Below are 24663 nucleotides of genomic sequence, written 5' to 3'. Positions count from 1 at the left end.
GTTCAGGAAAAGGCTTTTTTCTTTACAATGTAAAGAAAAATAATTGGTAAACATAATTAATTTGTTTTCAGAAAATTCTTTACAAATGGACGATCGTTGTCTATAATCGAACTAACTAATTGAGAATGATTTTCATTTACGAAAGAGAGGCTAGCTAATGACCACTATAGCAGATGTTCTGATTATCGGCGGAGGACCCACTGGACTCTATGCGAGTTTTTATGCTGGATTACGTGATCTATCGGTCGTATTGTTTGAAGCACAAGCCGAATTAGGCGGGAAGATCAATTTCTATCCTGAAAAAATGGTCTGGGATGTGGGTGCATTGCCGCCCACCAAGGGAAAGAAAGTCAAAGAACACTTGATTGAACAGGCCAAGTTGTTTGATCCAACGGTCTATCTGAAAACGAAAATCATCGCATTGACCAAGGAAGACGACCTTTTTTATGCAGTGGATGACCAAGGGAGGACCCACGTTGGACGCACCGTTTTAGTCTGTATCGGCGGCGGTGTCGTTTCTCCGCAAAAATTGCCATGTTTCATCCATAATAATGTCGACAACTATATCCACTATCAGTTTCCTGACCAGCAAGCTATCCAAGGCAAGCATCTAGTGATCTCTGGCGGCGGTGATGCGGCAGTGGATTATGCGATCGAAGCAGTGTCTTATGGTGCCAAAGTCACCCTGTGTTACCGAGGAGAAAAATTGAAAGCTCATGAAGCACAAGTAAAGAAGATGAAAGCAGAAGGGATTCAAGTGCTGATGAATCACACCATCGATGGGGTGAATCAAGCCGAAACATTCAATATGGTTCTACGACTAAAAAACAGTGCCAACCATGAAACGATCGATTTTTTATGCGATCATCTACTGATCCAACACGGGTATGACCGTGACAGTGGCTTGTTAGATAAAGTCTCCTTTGATCTTGCACGCCATGAAGACTTTTACCTCAATTGCGAGATTCCTACAAAAACTAGCCATCCTGGTGTTTTTGCGGCGGGCGACATTCATTATTTCAAAGGCAAAGTGAATCTTTTGGCGGGAGCCTTTCAAGATGCTGCGCAAGCAGTCAACCAAATCAAACACTATTTAGAGCCGACCAGTGTCCCACAGGCGATGGTTTCATCCCACAATGAGAAATTCAGTGAAAGAAATCGCCAGTTGTTGGTGAATGAGTAGCCATGCTTCTTTGTGAAAGAAAAAGTAGAAAAAGCAGGAGTCCCTTATGGGTCCTGCTTTTTTGGTGTCCTCAGAACAGAAATTCGTTTCACTAGAAGTGAATGTTTGCCGCTCCTAAAAAATAAAATCTCTCAAATAAATGATGCAAACTGTGAAAATTTCAGCTATTATTTTCAAGTTGACTATTTGGAGGGGATGACATGAATCAAACAAGATACGCAGAATTAAAACAAGCAGAAAGAGGCGCCATCTTAAGTATCGTTGCTTACATTTTGGTTTCGATCGCCAAACTTGCCATCGGTCGTTTGGCAAACTCTGAAGGACTATGGGCAGATGGGTTGAACAATGCGACGGATATCGTAGCGTCGATCGCTGTCTTGATTGGTTTGCGTTTGGCTCAAAAGCCAGCAGATGAAGACCATAAATATGGTCATTGGAAAGCAGAAAACGTGGCGAGTCTCGTAACGTCCTTGATTATGCTGGCAGTCGGTCTGCAGGTCTTATGGTCTTCCATTCAAACGATTCTACTCGGAGAAACGCAAAGTCCCGATATGATCGCGGCAGTCGTCGGTATCATTTCAGCTATTTTGATGTATGGCATGTATTATTATAATAAGCGATTATCCGCTCGCGTAAAAAGCTCCGCTCTGCTAGCAGCTGCTAAAGACAACCGCAGCGATGCGTGGACGAGTATTGGAACTGCGATCGCTATTTTTGCCGCATCATTTGGTATCGGTTGGTTGGACAGTTTGACTGCGATCGTGGTAGCTCTTTTGATTATCAAAACCGCCGTCGATATTTTTCGTGAGAGTGCCTTTTCACTTTCTGATGGGTTTGATGAATCGTTAGTCGTGGAGTATGAAGCGGCAATCGCTGGTTTTTCTGAAGTGAAATCTGTCAAATCGATTCGAGGAAGAATGTATGGCGCCAATGTTTTTCTTGATGTCGTCGTGACGATGGACAAATCTTTGACGGTTGAAAAGAGTCATAACGTTGCAGATGCTATTGAAGATCTCTTAGCTGATCGTTTTCAGGTGTTTGATACTGACATCCACATCGAGCCTGCTACCGAATAAATTTTCTGGCAAAACCTTGATAGGACAAGGATGTAAACCACCCGTTTCCTGTTTGTAAACTGAAAAGTTCTTACGGAACCTGCTCATTCATGCCAAACTAGAGGTAACAAAGGAAGAAAGTAGGGAGCCCTATGAATAATAAGCAGGTAGTAGAAAATGAATTAGTTATTTCTTTAGATAAAATGGATGAAACAGAAATGATGGCACTTTGCCAACAATATATTGCGGCTATTGATGATAGCCAAGTCCTCTTCGCTTTACTGAAAAAAGTTCAAGCCTCAAAAGCAGCAGTAAGTAAATAAAAAACAAACCGGCATCTTATGCATTGATGTTCCCCTCAGCGAAAGCGAAAGGCGCATTGATCAACAGGAAAAGATGCCGGTTGTTTTTATTTTGTTTGAGTCTTTTTAAAAACTTTTAAAGGACGTTTAATAGTGCGATTAACCCATAGATGATCAAAGAGGCTATTCCTAGAGGAACAATGCGTCGGAATATAATCTCTTTCAAGCGCTTGCCTGCTTGTCGTTCTTTTTCATAGTTAGGATCATGGGCATGCGCTTTAAATTGCTGAGGAGAACGAGAGAAGATCAAGCCATTGGTCATCGATAAAACCCAGCCAATCAACGCCATGAAGAACGAAACAAAAATGATTGCCAGTAAAAGTAGTTGCAAGAGCTGCATCGTGTTGCTACCTCCTTTTCGTCACCATTTTTTCACTTCTAGTTTACCATCTTTTGAGACATTTTGGGGTCTTTGTTCCACGTGCCCTTTCTTTTTTTTCCCTATCCATTATAATAGAGATATTTATAAACGAGTTTTTGTTTCGTGCAGCAGAAAGAAGGGGTTCTTATGGCAATCACAAAAAAAATCGTTCAATCACCTGAAGATTTCCAAACGTTGGATCGTTTGATCAAAGAAATCTGGCCAGAAGTGTTTACACCTATCATTGGGTCCGATCAAGTCGCGTATATGCTGGCTCATTACCAATCACCAGCAGCGATTCAAAACGAAGTCCAGCAAGGAGCAGTCTATCTTTTGTTATTAGAAGGAGACCGAGCAGTAGGATATACAGCGTATGAAGAAACGCAGCAGCAGATTTATTTAAGTAAATTGTATCTCCATCAATCCACTAGAGGCAAAGGCTATGCCAGCCAAGTCTTTGATTGGTATGAGGAGATCGCCTCAGGCAAAACACTGCATTTAAACGTCAACAAACAAAACCAGCAAGCGATCGCTGTTTATGAGCATCGCGGCTTTACGCGTGTTTCTGAACGCACCGTTACGATTGGTTCGGGGTTTGTGATGGATGATTTTATTTATGAGAAGAAGATGGTTTGAAGGCGAAGGTGCGCAGCAAGGAGAAAACTGATGGAACTCACTGCCGAGAATAAGTCATTTAGTAAGAAAGAATGGCAACTATTTCAGTACGTATTAAATCAGCAAGCAGAAGTCTGTTCGATGTCTATTCGTGAGTTGGCGGATGCAACAAAAACTAGCTCAACGACTGTTCTGCGGTTTTGTCGAAAATTTGATTGCGAAGGTTTTTCAGAATTTAAAATCAAATTGAAAAGGACGTTACAGAAACAAGGAAAGACTGATCGATTATTCAAACAAGATAAAAAAGCCCTGCACTATTTTTTTGAACGTATGGATGAATCCTTCTATCGAGAAACATTATTAACGATTGCTAAACGAATAAGCAAAACAAAACTTTTGATCTTAGCCAGTGACAAAGAATCGACACTTGCTTTGACCTATGCCCAACAAAAGTTTGCACGTTTAGATAAGATCGTGTGCGTAGAGAAAGAAACAACATCGATTAAATCCGTTTGGCGAACCTTAAGTAGCGAAGCCACGTTGCTGGTTTTTTCTAATAAAGGCGCCGATCCATTCCTTGAATCCTTGATTACTGAATGTACCACCGCTGGAATTTCGACCATTTCACTAACAAATCGTTCAACAACGTCAATTGCCAGACTTTCTGAGCGAAACTTTGCTTACTATTTTTCCGATAATCAAGCAGCTGATTCATTGTCCTCACAAATTCCAGCCATTTATTTGGTGGAACTTTTATTTGATTTAGTTACAGATTGTGAAGATCGCTGAATAAATGAAACTACCTGCGCCTATCAGAGAAGTTCTTCTGATAGGCGTATTCTTTTGGCAATTTTTTCAATTAAATAAATTGCTGGTAGTTGAGAAGTCAATTCAATGGTTTTCTCTTTTTTTTGACTGGCTTTAAAAATGGTCTCTCTTTCGATGTAATAGGGCACCGTTAAGTCGGATAACTGGCTGATAGTTGAATCTTCGGTATTCGTGATGGCAATAATCTGACAATCTTTTTGATTTAACTTTTGTAAGTATCGAATCATTTCTTGTGTTTCCCCAGAAATCGACAAAACAATGATACCGGTTTTGCACAATATGTCTTCAGGAAACCAGTCGATAGGATAATTTGAGGGATCGTCAACTTTTAATGCCGTTTTTCCCAAGTCAGTAAAATAGAGTGCGCCATATTCCGCAATCGTTTCAGATAAGCCTGATCCAATAAATAGCACGAAGCTTTTGTTCTTAAGAATCTCTGTTGCTCGATCGATTCTTTCAGATAAAAAGGGCTGGTTTACTCGCTTCAAGAAATCAATTGTTTGGGACTCATCACTATCGGATATTTTAGATTTTACGAGAGAATCTAAGTAAAAGCGCAAATTGATCTTAAATTCGGTAAACGTATCACATTCAAATTTCTTGCAAAAACGGCTAATACTAGCAGTACTGGTATGGGTCTCTTTGGCAAGTTCTTTCATCTTCATTTTAGACACTGAAGCCAAGTTTTTTGATACAAATCGGTAAACCTCGTATTCTAGTGCAGTAAGTTCAGGATTGTAGTCAAGAAAAAGCATGATGCACCTCCGTAACAAAGTGTTTTTTTTGTGGAACAAATGACAAGGGATGAAAACGTTCTCTATTTAGGATTATAACATTATATTGATTTTACTTCATGCTATACTTTCGTTGTTCAATAATGTAAGCGGATGCTTCGCTTAGTAAAAAAGGAATTGTAGGAGGGCGACATGGAGTATAATTTTTCGAAGGACTTTTTCTGGGGTGCAGCAACGAGTGCGACACAATCAGAAGGAACGATAGCTGGAGACAATAAAGGAGAAAACATTTGGGATTATGCCTCAAAAAACTATAACCATCGGTTTTTTGAAGGAGTTACAACAGAACATACATCAAGGTTTTATCAGGAAATGGAAGCGGATTTGGATCGAATGGCGGCACTTTCTTTTAATTCTTTTCGGACTTCGATCTCTTGGTCACGTCTTATTCCCGAAGGTACAGGGGAAGTTAATCCTGAAGCTGTTGACTTTTATACCAGAATGCTTGATGGGTTAAATCAAAGAGGCATCAAACCGTTTATCAATCTTTATCACTTTGACATGCCAATGAAATTACAAGAAATCGGCGGATTTGAAAATCGTGAGGTCATCGAAGCGTATCGGTCGTATGCGAAAATTTGTTTTGATCTATTTCATGAGAAAGTTGCGTACTGGTTTACCTTTAATGAGCCGATGATTCCAGCAGAAGCCGGCTATTTGCATGACCGACACTATCCTTATGTAGTAGATTTTAAACGGGCGGCACAAGTACTTCACCATATCATCCTTGCTCACTGTGAGGCAGTTAAGGTCTTTCGACAAGGAACTTATCAAGGAAAAATCGGTATCATCATGGATGTGATCCCAGTTTACCCAAGAAGCCAGCATCCTGCCGACTTAAAAGCAGCGGAAATGGCAGACCTCTTCTATACTCGCTCCCTTAATGAAGCGATTTTAAAAGGTCGTTACCCACAGGAGTTAAAGGCTATTTTAACGCGCTACGACCAAATGCCACGAGTGGAAGAACAAGATCTTGCTTTGATTGCTGAAACAACGATTGATCTGTTAGGAATCAATTATTACCGTCCACGGCGAGTGAAAGCCAAAGAATCTTTGCCTAATCCCGAGGGAGTTTTCTCACCAGAATGGTTTTACGATGATTACGAGATGCCTGGCAGAAGAATGAATACTTCAAGGGGGATTGAGATTTATCCTCATGGCTTGTATGATATCGCTAAAAAAATCCAGTTAGAATATGGGAATATTGATTGGTTTGTTTCAGAAAATGGCATCGGGATTCAGGGAGAAGAAACATTTATCGAAGGGGGGCAAGTGCAAGACAACTACCGAATTGCTTTTTTAAAAGAGCATTTAATTGAGCTTCATCAAGCAATGATGGAGGGGAGTAACTGTCTGGGGTATCACATGTGGACATTTGTGGACTGTTGGAGTTGGCAGAATGCGTTCAAAAATCGCTATGGCTTTTATCGTCTGGATTTAGAAACGGGAGAAAAAACGATGAAAAAGTCTGGCCTATGGTTTAAAGAAGTGATTCAAAAAAATGGTTTTTCAAACGAATTTTAGGAGGGTTTTATAATGAAAGTTTTAGACTCGGTTGCAATGAAGTTATTACCGATTGCCAATGCTATTGGACAGCAGCGGCACTTGCAGGCTATTCGAAATGGGTTGATTTCTATTTTACCGCTCACGATCGTTGGCTCTTTTTTCACTATTATTTTAAATTTGCCGATTCCTGGTTATACCGAATGGGTCGCACCTTATTTACCGGCACTTGACATTCCTTTTCGATTTACGGTGGGGTTAATGTCTCTCTATGCCTCATTTACGATTGGCTCCAACTTAGGTGCTAGTTACAAACTCGATCGGATAACAAGTGGGTTTTTATCCATGTTAGCGACGATTTTAATGGTCGTTCCGATCAATTTGGCGGAAGGCATCAGCACGACAGGAGATGCCGTACTTGCAGGAAGGTATTTACCCATCGCTTCCCTTGGATCCCAAGGATTATTCGGTGCGATCATTGCGGCGCTAGTTTCAGTAGAGATTTATCATTTTACAAAAGCAAAAAACTTGGAAATCAAGATGCCAGAAGGCGTACCGCCTGTTGTAGGCGAATCCTTTGCGGCACTCCTACCAACCTTGCTGGTTATCTTAGTCTTTTGGATTCCGCGCCACTTTTTCGGCTTTGATTTAAATGGATTGCTGACGATCGCCATCTCTCCTTTAAAAGGTTTCTTAACAGGTAATAATTTGATAGGCGGAATCATCACACAATTTGTTATCTGCGTTTTCTGGGTATTGGGTATTCATGGCCATGCCGTTTTAGGACCCATCATTCGTCCATTTTGGGATCAAGCAATTTTAGAAAATGCGGAATTATTCCAAAACGGTATGTCTGCCTTTGATCTACCAAATCTTTTTACCGAACAATTTTATCAATGGTATGCGCAAATGGGTGGTACTGGATCAACGCTTGCATTGGTTGTTTTGTTTATGTTCTCTCGTTCAAACTATTTAAAACAATTGGGTCGTCTTTCCATTTTACCAGGGATTTTTAATATTAATGAACCGATGATCTTTGGGACGCCAATTGTGATGAATCCACTGTTGGCAATTCCGTTTATTCTTGTGCCAATCGCTAATACTATCTTAGTCTATATCGTTACCGCTTTAGATTGGATGCCTAAGATGATGGTCAAACCACCATTTTCGATTCCCGCACCTCTTGGCGCATTGATTACCTCAAATTGGAATTGGGTTGCTTGTTTGATGGTCTTCGTCTGTTTCTTCGTTTCATTAGCGATTTACTATCCATTCTTTAAAGCATTTGAGAAACTTCAAGTGGCGCAAGAGCTAGAAACAGCTAAAGAAGGTGAGTAGAATGGTTCTAGTAGTGAGTTGTTTGCTCTTGATTTTTCTGACCCATCTTCTTTTAGAAAAAAATAATGCCAAAATCACGCTGGCTTTTTGGAAACTGTTACTTGTTTCCTTACTTTTCTTACTCAGTTTGTTTTTCTTGTTGATCCGCACTCCTTTGGCACCAGTTTTCATTTTGTTACTTATTATCAATTGTACCGTCATCCAAAATCGTTTTATGTATCAGTATCGACCGAAAGGACAACGATAGGACGCTTGATGGTTACTGTAGGAAATGTTATTGCGAAAAGATTATTCTATCTACTGTTTAAAAAACTATTTACGAACCCAGATCCTCTGTGCTATTATCCTTGTATAAACATTATAATGTTATAAATTAAGGAGGCAATTATGAAAGGGTTTGTAGAATTTATTGAACAGAAGTTGATGCCGATTGCAAATAAAGTGGGGATGCAACGGCACATGGTAGCGATTCGTAAGGGGATCATCGCTACGTTACCGTTAACGATCGTTGGGTCTTTCTTCACGATCTTGCTGAATTTTCCCATCGAATCAGTCGCTGCGGTGATCGAACCGTATCGGGAAGTTTTGGATATTCCCTTTCGTTATACAGTCGGATTATTGGCATTGTATGCAACGTATGGGATTGCTTCATCGCTAGCCAAAAGCTACAAGCTGGATTCATTGACTGCGGGTATCTTAGCAACGATGTCCTTTCTTGTAACCGCTGCACCACCGTTGCGAGTCTTCGATTCTGTGGAAGGCATCATTGATGCGGGACGCTATATCAATGTGGCAAACTTAGGCTCAGGCTCTTTGTTTGGCGCGATCGTCACGGCGATCTTGTCCGTTGAAATCTATCGTTTCTTTATCGTAAAAAACATTACCATCAAAATGCCAGATGGTGTGCCACCAGAAGTAACGAATTCATTTATGGCGTTGATTCCTGGAGGAGCGATCCTGATTTTGTTCTGGGTGATCCGTCATATGTTAGGCTTTGATATCAATGGCTTTTTAAGTAACTTGTTGATGCCGTTAAAAGACGTGCTAGCTGGTAACAGCTTGTTTGGTGGCTTATTGACTGTCTTCTTGATCTGTTTCTTCTGGGTACTGGGGATTCATGGACCAGCCATCATGGGTCCTGTCATTCGTCCATTCTGGGATATTTCCATCGCTGAAAATATGGAAGCGTTCCAAGCATCTGGCAATGCGCATGAATTGCCTAATATTTTTACGGAACAATTTTTACAATGGTTCGTCTGGATCGGTGGAGCCGGTACGACCTTAGCGTTGGTCGTTTTGTTCTTCTTCTCCAAATCAAAATACTTGAAACAATTGGGCCGTTTATCCATCTTGCCAGGCTTATTCAATATCAATGAACCAGTGATTTTCGGTGCACCGATCGTAATGAACCCAATCTTAGGCATTCCGTTCTTGGTGGCACCATTGATTACGACAACGATTTCTTACTTCGCGACTATTACGGGTGTCGTACCGATGATGGCTGCCAGACTTGGGTTTGCCATTCCAGCACCAATCGCCGCCTGGATGAGTACGGACTGGAGTATCGCAGCAGCGATTTTAGTAATCGTCAACTTCTTTATCACACTCGCAATCTACTACCCATTCTTTAAAGTCTTTGAGAAACAGCAGATTGCCCGCGAACAAGAAGAAGAAACAGCCGCTTAAGCAAGACAAAAAAGAGTGAGGTGCAAACATGGGGATTTATGCCATTTGTTTATTTTTTGGTTGTCAAATTTGGTTAACAAAATCAGCACAAGGGAAAAAAATTCAAGAAGTGCCGTTTTGGCGGATGCTTTTGTTCGGGATTCTTGGCGTTGCTGCAGCGATCCTACTGAGCCGTCAGTTTCCGTGGGGACCATTTTTGACGATAACGGCGACGATTGTTTGCAGTTCGCTTTTACTGACACGTTTTACTGCTTTTTATGAAGAAATGAGGATGAGATAAGTTGAAAAGACAACTAGGAGTATCGGTGTATCCCGATCACAGTGATTTTGAAACAGACAAAGCCTATCTGCAATTAGCCCATGAATATGGCTTTAGCCGCATTTTTATGAGTATGCTGGAAGTGAGTGACGGCAAAGAAAATGTGCAGAAAAAGTTTAAAGCGTTGATTGATTTTGCCAAAGGATTAGGCTATGAAACGATTTTAGACGTGGCACCAGCCATCTTTTCGGAACTAGGCATCTCCTATGATGACTTGACCTTTTTCCATGAACTAGGTGCCGATGGGATTCGTTTAGATTTAGGCTTTGACGGCAATAAAGAAGCGATGTTGACCTACAATCCCTTTGGCTTAGCTATTGAATTGAATATGAGCAATGATGTGGCGTATTTAGACAATATTTTGACCTATCAAGCCAACATTCCTTACTTATACGGCTGCCACAATTTCTATCCGCAAGAAGGAACTGCCTTGCCCTATGATTTCTTTGAAAAATGCAGTCGTCGTTTCAAGGAAAAAGGCATTCGGACCGCCGCATTTATCTCTTCTCAAACGGGAACGATCGGACCTTGGGATATCAATGATGGCTTACCGACCTTAGAAATGCACCGAAGAATGCCTGTAGAAACTGCCGCAAAACATTTGTTTGCCACAGGCTTGATCGACGATGTCATTATCGGAAATGCTTATGCTTCTGAAGCAGAATTGGCGGCACTAGGAGCGATTGATCGCTACCAGACTGCATTTGCTATTGAATTTGTGCCTGAAATCAATGAAGTTGAACGCCAAATCGCCCTGGACGAGCAGCATTACCGTCGAGGCGACATCACCGATCGGATGATCCGTTCCACAGAAGTTCGTAAAAAGTATAAGAACCATGACAATCCTGTCCATGACCACGAAGGCGTCTTTCAACGAGGGGACGTTGTGATTGGCAATGATCGTTTTGGCAAGTACAAAAACGAGCTGCAAGTCGTGCTAGAGCCTCACTCAGATCCACGAAAAAATAAAATCGGTTCGATCGTCGAACAAGAGTTAGTTCTGCTGCCCTTTATCCATCCTTGGTCGAAATTCACTTTCACAGAGAGGAAGGTGTAACGAAATGTTTGATTTGATTATTCGTCAAGCCCGCACGATCGATGAAGAAGTATTTGATATTGGGATTCAAGACGGGAAAATCACTGCTCTGGCACCCACGTTGCAGGAGCAGGCGAAACAAGAGCTGACCTTAGCAGAAGGGGAGTTCTTGTCAGCTGGTTGGATCGATGACCATGTCCATTGTTTCGAGGAAATGACGCTCTATTATGATTATCCAGACGAGATCGGTGTCAAACAAGGCGTCACGACCGTTATTGATGCGGGGACGACTGGCGCCGAAAATATCCATCGGTTTTATGATTTAGCCAAAGAAGCCAAAACCAATGTCTTTGCTTTAGTCAACATTTCCAAATGGGGGATCGTAGAGCAGGATGAACTTGCGGATCTGTCAAAAGTCAAAAAAGAATTGGTCAAAGAAGCGCTGCAGAAGTTTCCTGACTTTATCGTCGGGATCAAAGCCCGAATGAGCAAAACGGTGATCGGCGAAAATGGCATCACGCCGTTGAAATTAGCGAAAGCGATCCAAGCTGAAAATCAACCGCTGCCTCTGATGGTCCATATTGGTTCAGCACCACCAAATTTAGCAGAGATTCTCGCTGAATTGGAAGCAGGCGATGTGGTGACCCATTGTTTTAACGGCAAAGCCAATGGAATTTTGGATCAGACGAACCAAACCATGAAGCCTTTCGTCTTTGCTGCCTATGAAAAAGGCTTGGTCTTCGATATTGGTCATGGGACAGACAGTTTCAATTTTGACGTGGCGGAGACAGCCTTTGCCAATCAGCTGAAGGCTTCTTCCATTAGTACAGATATCTACATTCGCAATCGTACCAATGGACCAGTCTTTGATTTAGCGACGACTATGGAAAAATTAGCGGTCGTAGGGTATGATTGGCGTGAGATCATCGAGAAGGTGACCAGTGCCCCTGCGAAGCAATTTCATTTACAGAACAAAGGCGAGATCGCATTGGGATATGATGCTGATTTTACGATTTTCCGCTTTGAAGCGGGCGAAAAGGAATTGACGGATTCTAACGGCAATCGTCGAATCACGACACAACAGATCGTGCCGCAAAAAGCGGTGATAGGAGGGGAACTTTTTGACACTGAATATTGAAGAATTAGGCTTGAAAGAAGTCATCAATGCTTCTGGCAAAATGACGATTCTAGGTGTCTCGAAAGTCAGCGAAAGTGTGCTTGCAGCCCAGCGCTATGGCGGGGAGCATTTCTTTGAAATGGCAGATCTAGCAGAAAAAACTGGGGCCTATTTAGCAAAATTGTTGAAAACGGAAGATGCACAGATCGTTTCTTCCGCTTCAGCGGGGATCGCCCAATCGGTGGCGGCACTCATCGGTCAAGGCGACAGCTATCATTTGTATCATCCATATAGTGAGAAAATCAGTAAGCGGGAGATCATTTTGCCCAAAGGCCACAACGTAGATTATGGCACACCAGTGGAAGTGATGGTAGCACAAGGCGGTGGGAAGGTCGTGGAAGCAGGCTATGCCAATATGTGTACACCCGAGCACATTGAACAGATGATCACGCCCGAAACAGCGGCGATTCTCTACATAAAGAGTCATCACACCGTTCAAAAAAGTATGCTGACGGTAGCAGAAACGGCCCAAGTTGCCAAGGCACACGATCTTCCATTGATCGTTGATGCGGCTGCTGAGGAAGATTTGTTTGCCTATACCCAAGCTGGTGCTGATTTAGTGATCTATTCAGGTGCCAAAGCACTGTCAGGACCGAGCGCTGGCTTAGTGATCGGCAAGCAGCCCTATGTCTCTTGGGTGCGCCTGCAATCCAAAGGGATAGGTCGAGCAATGAAAATCGGTAAAGACAATATTCTCGGATTTACCCAAGCCGTGACGGATTATCTAGCGGAGGGAACAGAATCTGGCGCTTCGATGCAAGAGCGTCTGCAACCATTTATTGCGGCAATCAATGAAATCACTGGTTTCGAAGCAAAAATCGTTCAAGACAGCGCTGGCAGAGACATTTATCGGGCGAGTGTCAAAGTGAAAGAACCAAGTGCCAAAGCAGTGATCGACGCGCTAAAAGCAGGAGAACCAGCGATTTATACCCGTGAGTACCAAGCCAATAACGGCATTATTGAATTTGATATCCGAGCAGTCAATGAACAAGAAATGGCAGTGATCACTGATCGCTTACAAGAAATTATGTTAGGAGCAACCCGAAAATGAAAACTTCACCCAATTATTTCGCTGACCGTGTCTGTCTAAATGTGTTAGCAAACTCCATCGACAATGCGAAAGCTTGTTACGAAGCAGCAGAGGGCAACATCGTCCTAGGTGTTTTATCAAAAAACTATGATAGTGACGAGGCGGCTATCGCTGACATGAAGAACTATCAAGCGGCAACAAATAATGCCCTTTCTGTAGGGCTTGGTGCTGGCGACCCCAATCAAAGTGAAATGGTCTCCCGAATTTCCGCTGTTCTTCAACCACAGCATGTAAACCAAGTGTTCACGGGAGCGGGGACCTCACGAGCTTTGCTAGGACAATCTGAAACGATCGTCAATGCCCTTGTTTCACCAACGGGAAAAGTCGGCTATGTCAATATTGCGACTGGTCCATTGAGTTCACAAACTCCAGCTGCAGAAGTCCCAGTCGAAACAGCGATCGCTTTATTAAAAGACATGGGCGCTAGTTCTATCAAGTATTTTCCAATGAAAGGGTTGGCTCATAAAGCAGAATATCAAGCGGTAGCCGAGGCTTGTGCCGCGAATGATTTTTATTTGGAACCGACCGGCGGTATCGATTTAGAAAACTTTGAAGAAATCTTGCAGATCGCTGTGTATGCAGGAGTGAAAAAAATCATTCCACATATTTACAGCTCGATCATCGATGGCGAAACAGGGGACACACGCCCTGAAGATGTACAGACATTAGCAGAAATGACGAAAAAGGTGTTGGCAGCAGCCAAATAGGGGGGATCAATGATGCGGATCGGTGCTTACGGTGAGGTAATGATGCGGTTGACGCCACCAGAATATCGAACGTTGGAACAGACCCACTCTTTGCGAATGGATTTTACAGGAACGGGGGTCAATCTGTTAGGCAATTTGGCGCATTTCGGCTTGACGACGTCGATGCTGACACAGGTGCCAGCCAATCGATTAGGAGATACGGCAAAAGCCAGCTTGCGTTCCTATGGAATCCAGACGGCATTTGTTGGCAAAAAATATAGTCATATCGGCAGTTATTTCGCCGAGATCGGCTACGGCGCTCGTCCGACCTATGTGACGTATCAAAATCGCCATCATAGTTCCTTTGGCGTTTCAGGTCCAGAAGAATATGCTATCGATGGGTTTTTAGAAACGGTCGATCTCATTCATATTTGCGGGATCTCTCTTAGTTTGACTGAGAAAACCTGGCAAACAGCTTTGGCTTTGGCGAAACAGGCCCATGCCAAGCAGATTCGCGTCTGCTTTGATTTCAACTTCCGTCCAAGCTTGAATGAAGAATTAAATCGGGAGGTACTGAAACAACGGTATGAAACGATCCTACCCTATTGTGACCTAGTTTTCGGCTCTGTCCGTGACTTGGAGGAGCTATTGGCTTATCCCTTAGAGGAAATCGAAGGCGCCAAGCTTGCATTGATCCAATCCTTTATTGACCAGTATCAACTAGAATGGTTCTGCGGGACACGGCGTCTAGCCGTGGAAGACAAGCAGTTTATCAGCGGAAGGATCATTACGGCACAAGATACCTACGAAACGGCACCGCAGCTGCTGCAAGTGTTGGATCGGATCGGGGCAGGGGATGCCTATGCTGCTGGCGTATTATTAGGCTATGCCGAAAAATGGTCGCTCCAACGCACCGCTGATTTTGCTATCACCAATGCAGTATTGGCTCATACGATGCTGGGGGATGTCCCCTTAACCACCAAAGAACAAGTTGAACAAGTCTTACAGGCACCTGGGAAAGACTTGATTCGCTAGAAAAAACACTTGCGTCCTTCTCTTGATGGATGACTGTGCAAAAGTAGACCAATCGGCTGCTTGTGCGCAATCATTCACCGCTTTTAGGAGAAGGACGCAAGTGTTTTTATTGTTTTAAAAAGGTTTCTACTTTTTTCTCAGGGATCACCCACAACAATAGCACGAGACTATCCAGTGTGATGATAAATAGGGGATGGATCAGCCAGCCGAGGAGCAATGCCAGCACGTTGATAAACAACGTAAAGTAGAGTTTCTTGTATCCGCGAAACAGTTCCACGATGGCTTGATTGTCAGGATTGGCACGAACCAAGGATTTTCCAACTAGGAAATAGCTGAAATCCGTCAATAAAATGACAGCCCCGTATAGCAGCTGTGGGGCAAGAGCGACTGGATAACGACTGACCCATGACGTTACAAAAGGAAAGAGGGTCAGTGCCAGAATCAACAAATGATTCGCCCACAAGGTCCAACCGTCGATTTTAGACACTACTTGAAATAGATGATGGTGATTGTTCCAGTAGATCGCTAACATCACAAAGCTGATCAAATAAATAATAAATTGCTGTTCCACTCCTAAAAAAGAAGCAAAGGTATCGCCTTCGGGCTGGTGCAATTCCAATACTAATAAGGTCATTACGATCGCAATGACCGCATCGGTAAAGGCTTCGATTCGATTTTTTGACATGTACATCCATCCTTTTAAGTTTCTGTTTACTGGATCAGTGTACGCGATTGTCAGAAATTCGTCGAATGATTATTCTCGGGACAAAAACCAACGTTCCAGCTATTTAGCAATTGGCCCATTGCCTAGTGCACCGAATAAAAACAAATCGATCGCTTCTGGCATCTTGTCTTCTTTTTCTGGTGAGTCCAAATGAGCCGCCATCAGTACTAACAATTGACTGGTGACAAATTCTGGGTCGACATCCGAACGGAGATTGGAATCACTGCGACGAAACAAGTCAAGAAACGGTTCTTTATAATTTTTCCGCCAAAGCAAGTACAGTTTTTTAGAAGTGTCCTCAGAAACGGTATGCTGAATGTCGTGCATCATCATATAAAAATTGATCCGATGCCGACTTCTTAAAAAAAGAAACATGTTCAAGATTTTTTCAGAGATCGTCAAGGAAGTATCTTCAACGGTCTGATTTAGCTTTCCAGAAACCTCTTGTGCCAAAGAAACCATCACTTCATAATAGATGGCTTCTTTGCCTTTGAAGTGATAATAAAGATTGGGTTGGGTGATGCCGACGGCTTCTGCGATCTGTCTAGTAGAAGTTGCTTGATACCCCTGCTGCATAAACAGGTTTTCTGCCACTCGTAATATTTTTTCTCGCAAGTTCAAAGTCAGCCCTCCCAACGTTCCTGACGAAGCATTTTTTTCGCGGTAAACAAAAGTTGGATTTTCCGTTGTTTCGGTACCGCTGTTTTTTCAGCAAATACTTGATAGTTGTTTTTGCGAATCACAGTCAAGATTTCCCGATAGATCAAAGCAGCTGCTAATAGAGCTTCACGGCAATCTTCATCGATTTGCGGCATCATGACAAAAGATTCTTGATAAAGCGTCTCTGCCAGTTGCGCCTCGTGTTCCCACATCTCGATAAACTGCGGGTTTTGATTGCCAGCTGCTAAAGCCTCTCGCGAAAGGTTATATTGCGCCAAGACCGTTTGCGGCAAATAGATGCGGCCCATCCGCAGATCCTCGCCAATATCACGTAAAATATTGGTGCGCTGCATCGCTTCACCCAATTTGATGGCGGGCTCTTGAATCGCAGCGGCTGCTTGCGAGAGAATCGGCAAGAGCATCAGACCTACACTGCCAGCTACGTAGTAACTATAGTCAGAAAGCTCTTTTTCAGAGGTGGGCTGCTGGAAGTCAAGGTCTTGTCTTTGCCCCACCAATAGGTCGAAAAAGGGTTGAAATTGCAGATCAAACTGTTGGAAAGAAAGGGTCAATGCCCGCCAAATGGCTTCATCAGGATCTTCTTCCTTGACGGCTTGCGGCAAGTCGATCGCATCGTCTGAAACTTGTTTTTGCATTTCTTCCAAGCGTTTTTTCATGGCTTCGATCAACAATGGGTCTTGCTTTTCATCGACGGCATCATCGGCACGTCGGCAAAAGGCGTAGACGGCATAGACGGCGCGGGCTTTGTCTTTTGGCAATTGAGAAAAGGCGGTATGAAAATTTTTCGAATGCTTTTTTATGATGGCCTCACAGTATAAAAAATCGTTGTCGTATTCATCAAAGACGCTTAATGATTTAACGGTCATCTTTTAACAACTCCTCCACAGCTAACTTGGCACTTTGCATCACGATTGGCACACCCGCTCCCGGATGCGTACTGCTGCCGCAGAAGTATAGGCCTTCTGCATAATCAAATTTATTATGGGGACGATAGTAATTGCTTTGGGCTAAGGTCGGTTTCAAGCCAAATGTCGCACCGTTGTAGGCATTGAAGCGGTCATTGAAAGTATCTGGCGTATACATTTTTTCATACACGATGTGTTCATCGATATCCGTAAAGATCGTTTTTTCTTTTAATAATCCAATGATCTGCTGGCGGTAGCTTTGGATCGTTTCATCCGTCCATTGATCAAATTTAGATAATTCAGGTACTGGGACTAAAACATAAAGACCTTCTTGACCATCAGGTGCTAAGGAAGCATCTTTCAGGGTTGGGCGATACAAGTAGAAGGAAGGATCTTCTGGCAGCTTACCAGCCTCGAAAAGATCATCTACATTGCGTTTGAAATCATTGGCAAAATAAATGCTGTGGAGTGCGCTATCCTCATATTTTTTGTCCAGACCTAAATAAAGCAAGAAACAAGAACAAGAATAATCCATCGAAGCGATTTTTTGATTGGTGTATTTGCCGCGTTTTGATTCATCAGGAATCAAGCTTTCCATAGCATAAGGAAAATCAGCCGCACAAATCACGGCATCTGCGGTGATCGTTTCTCCATTGACACGAACGCCTTTGGTTTGCTTGTTTTCGATCAATAATTCATCGATCGGCGTATTGTAATGGATCGTACCGCCTAATTCTTGGAACAAACGTGCCATACCAGTGGCTAACGTATACATGCCGCCTTTGATGAAATAGACCCCATACATCAACTCGATCATAGGGATGATCGTATAAAGGGACGGCCCTTGGTAAGGGGAGACACCGATATACAAGGTTTGAAACGCCAATGATTTACGCAGGCGATCATCTTTGACAAATTTAGAAATGGAAGAGTAGGCGTCACTAAACGTTCGCAGCTTTAACCCTGCCCATAATGATTTGGGATTGTAAAAATCTCGCCATGTCCGAAACGACTTGGTGATGAAGGACTCTTTGGCGATCACATAGCGTTTGTAAATATCTGCTAAAAAGGCAAAATAGCCTTGAGCATCTTCTTCTGAGATCGCTTCTAGCGTTTTGGTCAATTCTACTAAGTCATTTGAGAAGGTCAGCGGTTCGTCTTGGGCAAAATACAGCTGCAGCATCGGATCGACTTTCTCCATAGGAATATAGTCATTCGGATCAACGCCAGCAAATTCAAACACTTCACGATAAATTTCAGGCATCATCACGATGGTGGGGCCCACATCAAAGGTAAAGCCGTTTTCCTTGATCTGATTCATTTTGCCCCCAGGTTGACCTTCTTTTTCGTAGAGGGTGACGTCATAGCCAAGTTTTTGCAAACGGACAGCAGCAGCTAATCCTGACACACCCGCACCGACAACAATAATTTTTTTCATGCTTGCTCCTTCTGCGAATCATCTGATTCGGCTTCTTTTTTCGTGTGTTCTTTTTCTTCTAAAACGCCATCTTTCATGACGAGAACCCGATCACAATAATCTGTTAAACGGGTATCATGGGTCACCATAATGGTGGCTTTTTGTTTTTCTTTGGTTTCTTTTGCTAAGATTTTGACGACTTCGACGGCTTTTTTTGAATCAAGACTCGCCGTTGGTTCATCTGCCAATATGATGGTGGGATCATGATAGAGCGCTCGGGCAATAGCCACACGCTGTCTTTCACCACCAGAAAGTTCATCGGGGTATTTGTTCTGCAGCTTTTCGATCCCAAGTTGTTCAAACAATTCAGTTGCTGATTGCTCTTGGGTTTCTTTGCTGACCTTATCCACTAATTGGAGTTGCTTTTTGACCGTCAAAAAAGGGACAAGGTTGGAAGCTTGTAAAATAAAGCCGATCTTTTTGAAACGAGTTTTTGCCCGTTGCTTTTCTTTTTGTTTACTGAAGGGTTCGTCATTGATAAACACTTCGCCTTCAGAGGGGGCTTGCAGACCACCGGCGATCGTTAGAAAGGTACTTTTCCCAGAGCCAGAAGGACCGATGATGGCGACAAATTCGCCTTTTTCTACCGAAAAGTTGGTTTCTTTCAAGGCTTCAATTGTCGCGTCCCCATCTTTAAATGATTTTTTGACTTGTTTGAATTCAATGGCACTCATGTTTTTTCCTCCTATCCGATTGCTTTCAATGGGTCGATTTTTACAATCGTTCGCACCGAGAAGAAAGCACCTAGCATCGCGATCAGAATCATCATGACACTGATACTAGCAAAGAATAATAGATTGATTTGGAATGGCACTGCCGCAGGTAACACGAGGGCGGTACCGATCGTTGCCAAACCACCGATCAAAACACCCGAGGTTGCCAATAAGAACGTTTGGGCGATCACCGAAAAAGCAATGTAGCGGCTAGAGATCCCTTGAGCTTTCATGACACCAAAAATTTCTGATTTTTGCATCGTTAACACATAGATAAAAATACCGATAACGATGGCAGCGATCACGATCAAGAACCCGATCATAAAGCCAAAGGTCAGCACTTGTGCGTTGTAACCAGGCAATTCATTAATAAATTTGCTGATATCCGTGGCGACCAGATCATCTGGCACTTCTTTGATTTTGCCACGAGTCACGATCGCGTTGATACGGGCATTTTCAGAATCATCTTCTTTTTCAAAACGAATTTCTTGATAGGCACCGATCGAGGTGTAGAGGACCGGAGCGACACTGAAGCGGGCGTTATCTGTAAAACCGACGATTTTTAATTTTTTGTCACTGCCTGCTAATTTGATGGTGTCACCAATGGAAATCCCGTATTCTTCCTCAATACTGCTGTCGGCGACCGCTTCATCATCTGAAGCAAACATCTCGCCATCGGTAATATTGGGTGCTAAAAATTGATCTGGATCAATGCCGAAAAAGGTGACATCGACTTTTTCACCGTTGCCTTCTTTGGTCACAACTCCAGCGGTTTGCGCCAAAACTGCTTTTTCTGGTGCATCGACTTCATCATAAAGACTGCGAGGAAGCATCGACATGTTTAAATTATCATTTGCTTCTTCGGTCAACAAAATTTGATCTGCCTCCCATTTGTCGACCGCCATCCGATTATCTTGAGCCAACCCATAAGCTAACCCAGTTAAAAAAAAGACCAAATAGGCGATTAAAAACATGACCCCTGTGACTAGGGCGTAACGCAATTTGGAATGGCGTATTTCATTGATTGCCAAAAACATAACGATTCCTCCTAATATTTTATCACTTGATAAAATAAAAATACCATTTTTTTTATTTTCAGCAAACTATCTTGCTTACAAAGAGTAAATTCGGTGAAAAAAGGAAGGTTATTTAGAAGGGACGTCTATTGAATTGAAGAAAACCACTTGCTGCCCTTTGATTTGAATAGGAGCGTAGGAGCAGCGAAGGGGCGGGGGATTTTAGTGGAGAAAGAACGTTTAGAATAACAGTAAAAGCCCTCTGATTCAGTGCAGACACAACTGCGGTGCTGAATCAGAGGGTTCCTATTTGAAGTCTGGTGCTGGATCAAAGTGTCAATCGTCAGTTTCTTTGCTTGTAGCGATAACTATCGGCACGATTTTTTCAAAGGAGTGACGGAAGCTTTCAGGTTGTGCTAATTTTTGATAGATGATCGCCAAACCATCTTGGTTTTTGCGATAATCCAACCAAACCTTCAGCTCACTTTGAGGACCGTATTTCTTTGAAATGTAATGATACGCTTCATGATGCAATTGTTCTAAATCTGTCAGCTGCTTTTTCTCATAAGCAAAAAGCAAGGTTCGCATGAGGATTCGCTCAAAATCTAAGTCGCGATCGGCTTCGGAAATAATTTTGCCATAAAGCGAGCGAGGCTCATAGGGCAGCGAGGCGCGATGATCTTCTACAGCTTCGCCGATCATTGAAATGACTGGAGGAGAGAAAAAGCGTGGCAACACAGCATCTTGTTCAACGATCTTGCGGGAATTGCTTTCGTGGTTTTTGCGGCCATAGAGCAAGCCGATATCATGGTAGGCAGCTACCGTATAGACGATATTCAGGTCAACGGGCAATGTTTCAGCAATTTCAAAACTATTTTGGATCACTTGGTGGACGTGCGCTGGGGAGTGACTGCTATCCAATTGGTTGTATTGCGGGATGATGGAGCTTTCAATATAGTGCTTTAGTTGTGGATCAATCGGTGCATCAATCTTCATTTGTCTGGTTCTCCTGCCTTTCATGTGCTAGATGAGGGGGAATTGAGCCAGTGCCAAACCGATCAATTGTTTCTAGACCTAGCGGCTGACGACAAAAGCCAAAGGGCTGTCCATCAATGGTGATTTGCTGCTTGAGCCACGGAAGGTAACTGATGGTATTGGTTGGATCGCCAGCAGCTGCTTGTTCCATATTCTGCCATTCATTCGACGTAGAAATCGTTGCATCACCTTTCAATAAGCCCTGCCAAATCACCTGGATCTCCTTGCGACAAAGGTTTCCTGCCATTGATGACAGCCCGTTAAACCCTAGTGCGACCTTTTCCGCCAAGTCCGCTTCACCACCAGCATAAAAGCGAAAATCGGCAGCCGTCTTTGTTTTTAGTTGAGGCACTCGCTCCTTCCTGCCAGCTTCTTTTAAGCCGATCACCCGAGGGTCAGCGATCAAGGTCAAGATACTTTCTGCAGATAAATCAAAGCCCGTGCGGCGGGGATTGTTGTATAAAATAACTGGTTTTTCGCAAGTATGGATCAATCCCTGAGCATAGAGCACGGCTTCCTTTTGCGTCAGGCAAAGATAAGGGGGAAAGCCTAAAACCACACCATCGATTCGGGGATTTTTGCTGATTGCTTCTGCCAACGCGAGCGTTTCATGAAATACGATGCCAGCTAAACCGAAGAGGACTTCGAAATCGGCTGCCCAGCTGGTTTCTTGCGCTAAGTCATGTAGAAGCTGTTTTTTTTCTGTTAAGGTCAATGAGTGCTGTTCACCGGTGGAGCCGCACACCAAAACCGATTTGATCCCTTGCTTTTGCAGTTGCAAGATATGAGCGATCGTCCTTTTCGTGTCAAGTCTTTCTGCATGATCAAATGCTGTGGGGACGGCAATATGCAGTGAGTGATTCAATGGAGTCATCCGATTCATCCTTTCTTGTGATACGTTTACTCAGCGATGTTCTTCTTGCTTCTGGTGCAAGCCAAGGAAGACGAAACAACTGATTATCCACTAAGTGTAGCAAACTTCCAGATTCAGAAAAAGACTTGAGGAAAATTTTTTAAAAACAGTGGTTGCGTTTTCAAATGAAGCATGGTATTATGCAAGTAATAAAACAGGCATGTGACTGGTAATGCAGGCAGGACCTATAAAAAACATGGAAGGGATCGTTGGATTCCGTTCAATGTTTTTGTAGGTGTTGCCTGCTTTTTTCTTTGTTTGGCCAACAAAGGAAAACTAATTAAAGGAGAAGAAAATTATGAATCTAAAAGAAACGGCAACTGCCATCGTTGAGTTGATTGGCGGAAAAGAAAATATCGCACATTTGGAACATTGCTCCACACGCTTGCGCTTTACCTTAAAAGACAATGGCCTCGTACAAAAAGATGCCTTGGAAAAAGTCGATGGCGTGATTGGGGTGCGACAAAATGTCCAATGCCAAGTCATCATCGGCAATGATGTCGTCGAAGTGTATGATGAGGTTATGAACGTGTTAGGTCATGAGCTAACAGCGGATGGAGGAAGTGAGGGCAAACAAAAACAATCGTGGGGTGCGGTCCTGCTTGATTTTATTATCTCGATTTTTCAACCGTTGATTCCAGCAGTCGCTGGAGGAGGCGTCTTGAAATCCTTACTGTTACTTGCTTCTGTCACTGGATTGATGGACAATACGAGCCAGACGTATCAAATTTTGAATCTGATCGGTGGCGCACCATTGTATTTCTTACCGATTTTAGTGGCGATCACCACGGCAAATAAATTAAAGGTCAACCAATTGGTGGCGGTTTCCGCTGTCGGTGCCTTGATTTTGCCTGAACTAACGACACTATTGACAGATGGCGCAGCGTTCATGGGCTTCGGTTTACAAAATATCGCTTATGCGTCACAAGTATTTCCAGCCATTTTAACGGTTTTATTTTACGCTCAAATTGAAAAGCTGTTTACCCGAATCTCACCAAAACCGATCCGTATCTTCTTTGTTCCAATGATGAGCTTAGTTATTACGGTTCCAGTTGCTTTATTGATTTTAGGCCCATTAGGCTTTGAAGTCGGAACGATTTTTTCAGCAGCGATCATTTGGCTGTATGCCCATTTAGGTTGGGTGGCAACAGGGATTTTAGCCGCTGTTTTACCATTGATGGTGGTTACTGGTATGCACAAAGCCATGATTCCCTATGCTGTTTCGTCCATGAGTGAGATGGGGGCAGAGCTGTTATACTTGCCTGCCTCATTGGCACATAACATCGCAGAAGCTGGTGCTTGTTTTGCGGTGAGTGTTCGGACCAAAGACCAAAAACTTCGTTCAACCGCTGTTTCTGCAGGCATCTCCGCCCTTTTTGGCATCACCGAGCCTGCTTTGTATGGGGTGACGATCCTGCATAAACGAGTGCTTTACGGCGTGATGGCTTCCAGCCTAGTTGGTGGTGCGGTGGCTGGTTTGTTTGCCATCAAGGCCTTCGCATTAGTTGGCCCTGGTCTAGCAAGTATCACTATGTTCGTGGATGAAGCCAACCCGATGAATCTTGTGTGGGCATTGGTCACGTTAGGGGTATCCTTTGCTGTTTCTTTTGTCCTTGTCCTTTTCTTATTCAAAGACAAAGTGGTAGAAAATAAGACGACTGTTGCCGATCCCAAAGCCGAAGTATTGAGCAAACCAGTAGATGGGCAAGTGGTAGCTTTATCTGAAGTCAACGATGAAGTCTTTTCAAGCGGTATGATCGGAGAAGGGTTCGGGATCATACCGACGTCTGGCGAATTGATCGCACCGGAAGATGGCGAAATCACGATGTTGTTTGAAACCAACCATGCGATCGGTTTAAAAACTCGTAATGGCGCAGAATTGCTCTTTCATATCGGCTTGGATACCGTTCAATTAGAAGGCAAACACTTTACCCCTTACGTGAAAGCGGGGGATCAAGTGAAACAAGGGCAACCCCTGATTCAATTTGATCTAGATGCCATCAAAGCAGCTGGGTTTGATCCAATCGTGATCTGTGTGGTCACCAATCAAGAGAACTTTACTGTCAAACCGATCGAATCAACCGATGAGCGCAACGAACAAGGTGTTTTATCGATTGTACCGATCGTCTAA

At 43.2% G+C, this 24663-nt stretch carries 26 protein-coding genes; 16 read left to right on the top strand and 10 right to left on the bottom strand.

Annotated features, from left to right (window positions below):
* Window positions 1–157 precede the first annotated feature (157 nt).
* From A5883_RS09270 to A5883_RS19135, 3 genes are all read left to right on the top strand, one after another.
* Window positions 158–1183, top strand: a complete 1026-nt coding sequence (locus tag A5883_RS09270) for an NAD(P)/FAD-dependent oxidoreductase (RefSeq protein WP_074931769.1) — start codon at window positions 158–160, stop codon at window positions 1181–1183.
* A gap of 200 nt (window positions 1184–1383) precedes the next feature.
* Window positions 1384–2259, top strand: coding sequence for a cation diffusion facilitator family transporter (locus A5883_RS09260; protein ID WP_005225697.1), 876 nt, complete (start codon window positions 1384–1386; stop codon window positions 2257–2259).
* A 131-nt stretch (window positions 2260–2390) separates the two neighbouring features.
* Complete coding sequence (locus tag A5883_RS19135; RefSeq protein ID WP_005225698.1) at window positions 2391–2561, top strand: hypothetical protein; 171 nt, start codon at window positions 2391–2393, stop codon at window positions 2559–2561.
* Between the two features lie 115 nt (window positions 2562–2676).
* On the opposite strand, the gene A5883_RS09255 is transcribed toward A5883_RS19135, so the two are convergent.
* Complete coding sequence (locus A5883_RS09255; RefSeq protein WP_015509456.1) at window positions 2677–2940, bottom strand: hypothetical protein; 264 nt, start codon at window positions 2938–2940, stop codon at window positions 2677–2679.
* A gap of 168 nt (window positions 2941–3108) precedes the next feature.
* Here A5883_RS09255 and A5883_RS09245 point away from each other — a divergent pair, with 168 nt between their 5' ends.
* Complete coding sequence (locus A5883_RS09245; protein WP_086338388.1) at window positions 3109–3597, top strand: GNAT family N-acetyltransferase; 489 nt, start codon at window positions 3109–3111, stop codon at window positions 3595–3597.
* A 30-nt stretch (window positions 3598–3627) separates the two neighbouring features.
* Window positions 3628–4365 (top strand): MurR/RpiR family transcriptional regulator, encoded by a 738-nt coding sequence (locus A5883_RS09240; protein ID WP_086338387.1) that lies wholly within the window; start codon window positions 3628–3630, stop codon window positions 4363–4365.
* A 23-nt stretch (window positions 4366–4388) separates the two neighbouring features.
* Here A5883_RS09240 and A5883_RS09235 read toward each other — a convergent pair whose 3' ends face one another.
* The gene (locus A5883_RS09235; RefSeq protein WP_015509458.1) at window positions 4389–5159 is read right to left on the bottom strand and encodes a MurR/RpiR family transcriptional regulator; all 771 of its coding nucleotides are present in this window, start codon (window positions 5157–5159) and stop codon (window positions 4389–4391) included.
* Window positions 5160–5330: 171 nt separating this feature from the next.
* Between A5883_RS09235 and A5883_RS09230 the strand changes: the two genes are divergently transcribed.
* From A5883_RS09230 to A5883_RS09185, 10 genes are all read left to right on the top strand, one after another.
* Window positions 5331–6722, top strand: a complete 1392-nt coding sequence (locus A5883_RS09230; RefSeq protein ID WP_086338386.1) for a glycoside hydrolase family 1 protein — start codon at window positions 5331–5333, stop codon at window positions 6720–6722.
* 12 nt (window positions 6723–6734) lie between these two features.
* On the top strand, window positions 6735–8039 hold the full coding sequence (locus tag A5883_RS09225; protein ID WP_074931750.1) for a PTS sugar transporter subunit IIC: 1305 nt from the start codon (window positions 6735–6737) through the stop codon (window positions 8037–8039).
* Window position 8040: 1 nt separating this feature from the next.
* Window positions 8041–8286, top strand: coding sequence for a hypothetical protein (locus A5883_RS09220; RefSeq protein WP_010747943.1), 246 nt, complete (start codon window positions 8041–8043; stop codon window positions 8284–8286).
* 140 nt (window positions 8287–8426) lie between these two features.
* Window positions 8427–9725: a PTS sugar transporter subunit IIC gene (locus tag A5883_RS09215; RefSeq protein WP_005225702.1), complete on the top strand. Its 1299-nt coding sequence runs from the start codon at window positions 8427–8429 to the stop codon at window positions 9723–9725.
* A 28-nt stretch (window positions 9726–9753) separates the two neighbouring features.
* Entirely contained in the window at window positions 9754–10005 is a 252-nt protein-coding gene (locus tag A5883_RS09210; RefSeq protein WP_005225703.1) for a hypothetical protein, read from the top strand.
* 1 nt (window position 10006) lies between these two features.
* Entirely contained in the window at window positions 10007–11101 is a 1095-nt protein-coding gene (locus A5883_RS09205) for a DUF871 domain-containing protein (protein WP_086338385.1), read from the top strand.
* Between the two features lie 4 nt (window positions 11102–11105).
* On the top strand, window positions 11106–12218 hold the full coding sequence (locus A5883_RS09200) for an amidohydrolase/deacetylase family metallohydrolase (RefSeq protein WP_086338384.1): 1113 nt from the start codon (window positions 11106–11108) through the stop codon (window positions 12216–12218).
* On the top strand, window positions 12202–13308 hold the full coding sequence (locus A5883_RS09195; protein ID WP_086338383.1) for a DgaE family pyridoxal phosphate-dependent ammonia lyase: 1107 nt from the start codon (window positions 12202–12204) through the stop codon (window positions 13306–13308). Before A5883_RS09200 ends, A5883_RS09195 begins: the two co-directional genes overlap by 17 nt.
* Window positions 13305–14054: a 2-dehydro-3-deoxy-phosphogluconate aldolase gene (gene dagF / locus A5883_RS09190; RefSeq protein WP_086338382.1), complete on the top strand. Its 750-nt coding sequence runs from the start codon at window positions 13305–13307 to the stop codon at window positions 14052–14054. The genes A5883_RS09195 and dagF overlap by 4 nt, the downstream gene beginning before the upstream one ends.
* A 9-nt stretch (window positions 14055–14063) precedes the next feature.
* Window positions 14064–15068, top strand: a complete 1005-nt coding sequence (locus A5883_RS09185; RefSeq protein ID WP_086338381.1) for a sugar kinase — start codon at window positions 14064–14066, stop codon at window positions 15066–15068.
* A gap of 106 nt (window positions 15069–15174) precedes the next feature.
* On the opposite strand, the gene A5883_RS09180 is transcribed toward A5883_RS09185, so the two are convergent.
* The 8 genes from A5883_RS09180 to A5883_RS09140 form a co-directional block, all read right to left on the bottom strand.
* A complete protein-coding gene (locus A5883_RS09180; protein ID WP_010747949.1) occupies window positions 15175–15753 on the bottom strand; it encodes a TMEM175 family protein in 579 nt (192 codons plus the stop codon).
* A gap of 99 nt (window positions 15754–15852) precedes the next feature.
* The gene (locus tag A5883_RS09175) at window positions 15853–16413 is read right to left on the bottom strand and encodes a TetR/AcrR family transcriptional regulator (RefSeq protein ID WP_010747950.1); all 561 of its coding nucleotides are present in this window, start codon (window positions 16411–16413) and stop codon (window positions 15853–15855) included.
* Between the two features lie 2 nt (window positions 16414–16415).
* The gene (locus tag A5883_RS09170) at window positions 16416–17339 is read right to left on the bottom strand and encodes a phytoene/squalene synthase family protein (RefSeq protein ID WP_086338380.1); all 924 of its coding nucleotides are present in this window, start codon (window positions 17337–17339) and stop codon (window positions 16416–16418) included.
* Entirely contained in the window at window positions 17329–18816 is a 1488-nt protein-coding gene (locus A5883_RS09165; RefSeq protein ID WP_005235239.1) for a phytoene desaturase family protein, read from the bottom strand. The genes A5883_RS09170 and A5883_RS09165 overlap by 11 nt, the downstream gene beginning before the upstream one ends.
* Window positions 18813–19529 carry an ABC transporter ATP-binding protein gene (locus A5883_RS09160; RefSeq protein ID WP_005225713.1) on the bottom strand — a complete coding sequence of 239 codons (717 nt, stop codon included), beginning with the start codon at window positions 19527–19529 and terminating at the stop codon, window positions 18813–18815. The genes A5883_RS09165 and A5883_RS09160 overlap by 4 nt, the downstream gene beginning before the upstream one ends.
* Window positions 19530–19540: 11 nt before the next feature.
* Window positions 19541–20605: an ABC transporter permease gene (locus A5883_RS09155; RefSeq protein WP_086338379.1), complete on the bottom strand. Its 1065-nt coding sequence runs from the start codon at window positions 20603–20605 to the stop codon at window positions 19541–19543.
* A 315-nt stretch (window positions 20606–20920) separates the two neighbouring features.
* Window positions 20921–21580, bottom strand: a complete 660-nt coding sequence (locus A5883_RS09145) for an HD domain-containing protein (protein WP_086338378.1) — start codon at window positions 21578–21580, stop codon at window positions 20921–20923.
* On the bottom strand, window positions 21570–22493 hold the full coding sequence (locus tag A5883_RS09140; protein ID WP_086338377.1) for a dihydrodipicolinate synthase family protein: 924 nt from the start codon (window positions 22491–22493) through the stop codon (window positions 21570–21572). The genes A5883_RS09145 and A5883_RS09140 overlap by 11 nt, the downstream gene beginning before the upstream one ends.
* A 337-nt stretch (window positions 22494–22830) precedes the next feature.
* Here A5883_RS09140 and A5883_RS09135 point away from each other — a divergent pair, with 337 nt between their 5' ends.
* The gene (locus tag A5883_RS09135) at window positions 22831–24663 is read left to right on the top strand and encodes a beta-glucoside-specific PTS transporter subunit IIABC (protein WP_086338376.1); all 1833 of its coding nucleotides are present in this window, start codon (window positions 22831–22833) and stop codon (window positions 24661–24663) included.

This window comes from Enterococcus sp. 5B3_DIV0040 (assembly GCF_002140755.1).
GTDB classification, from domain to species: domain Bacteria; phylum Bacillota; class Bacilli; order Lactobacillales; family Enterococcaceae; genus Enterococcus_D; species Enterococcus_D casseliflavus.
Note: the sequence above shows the minus strand (reverse complement) of the source record. Positions and strands in the feature narration are given on the sequence as shown.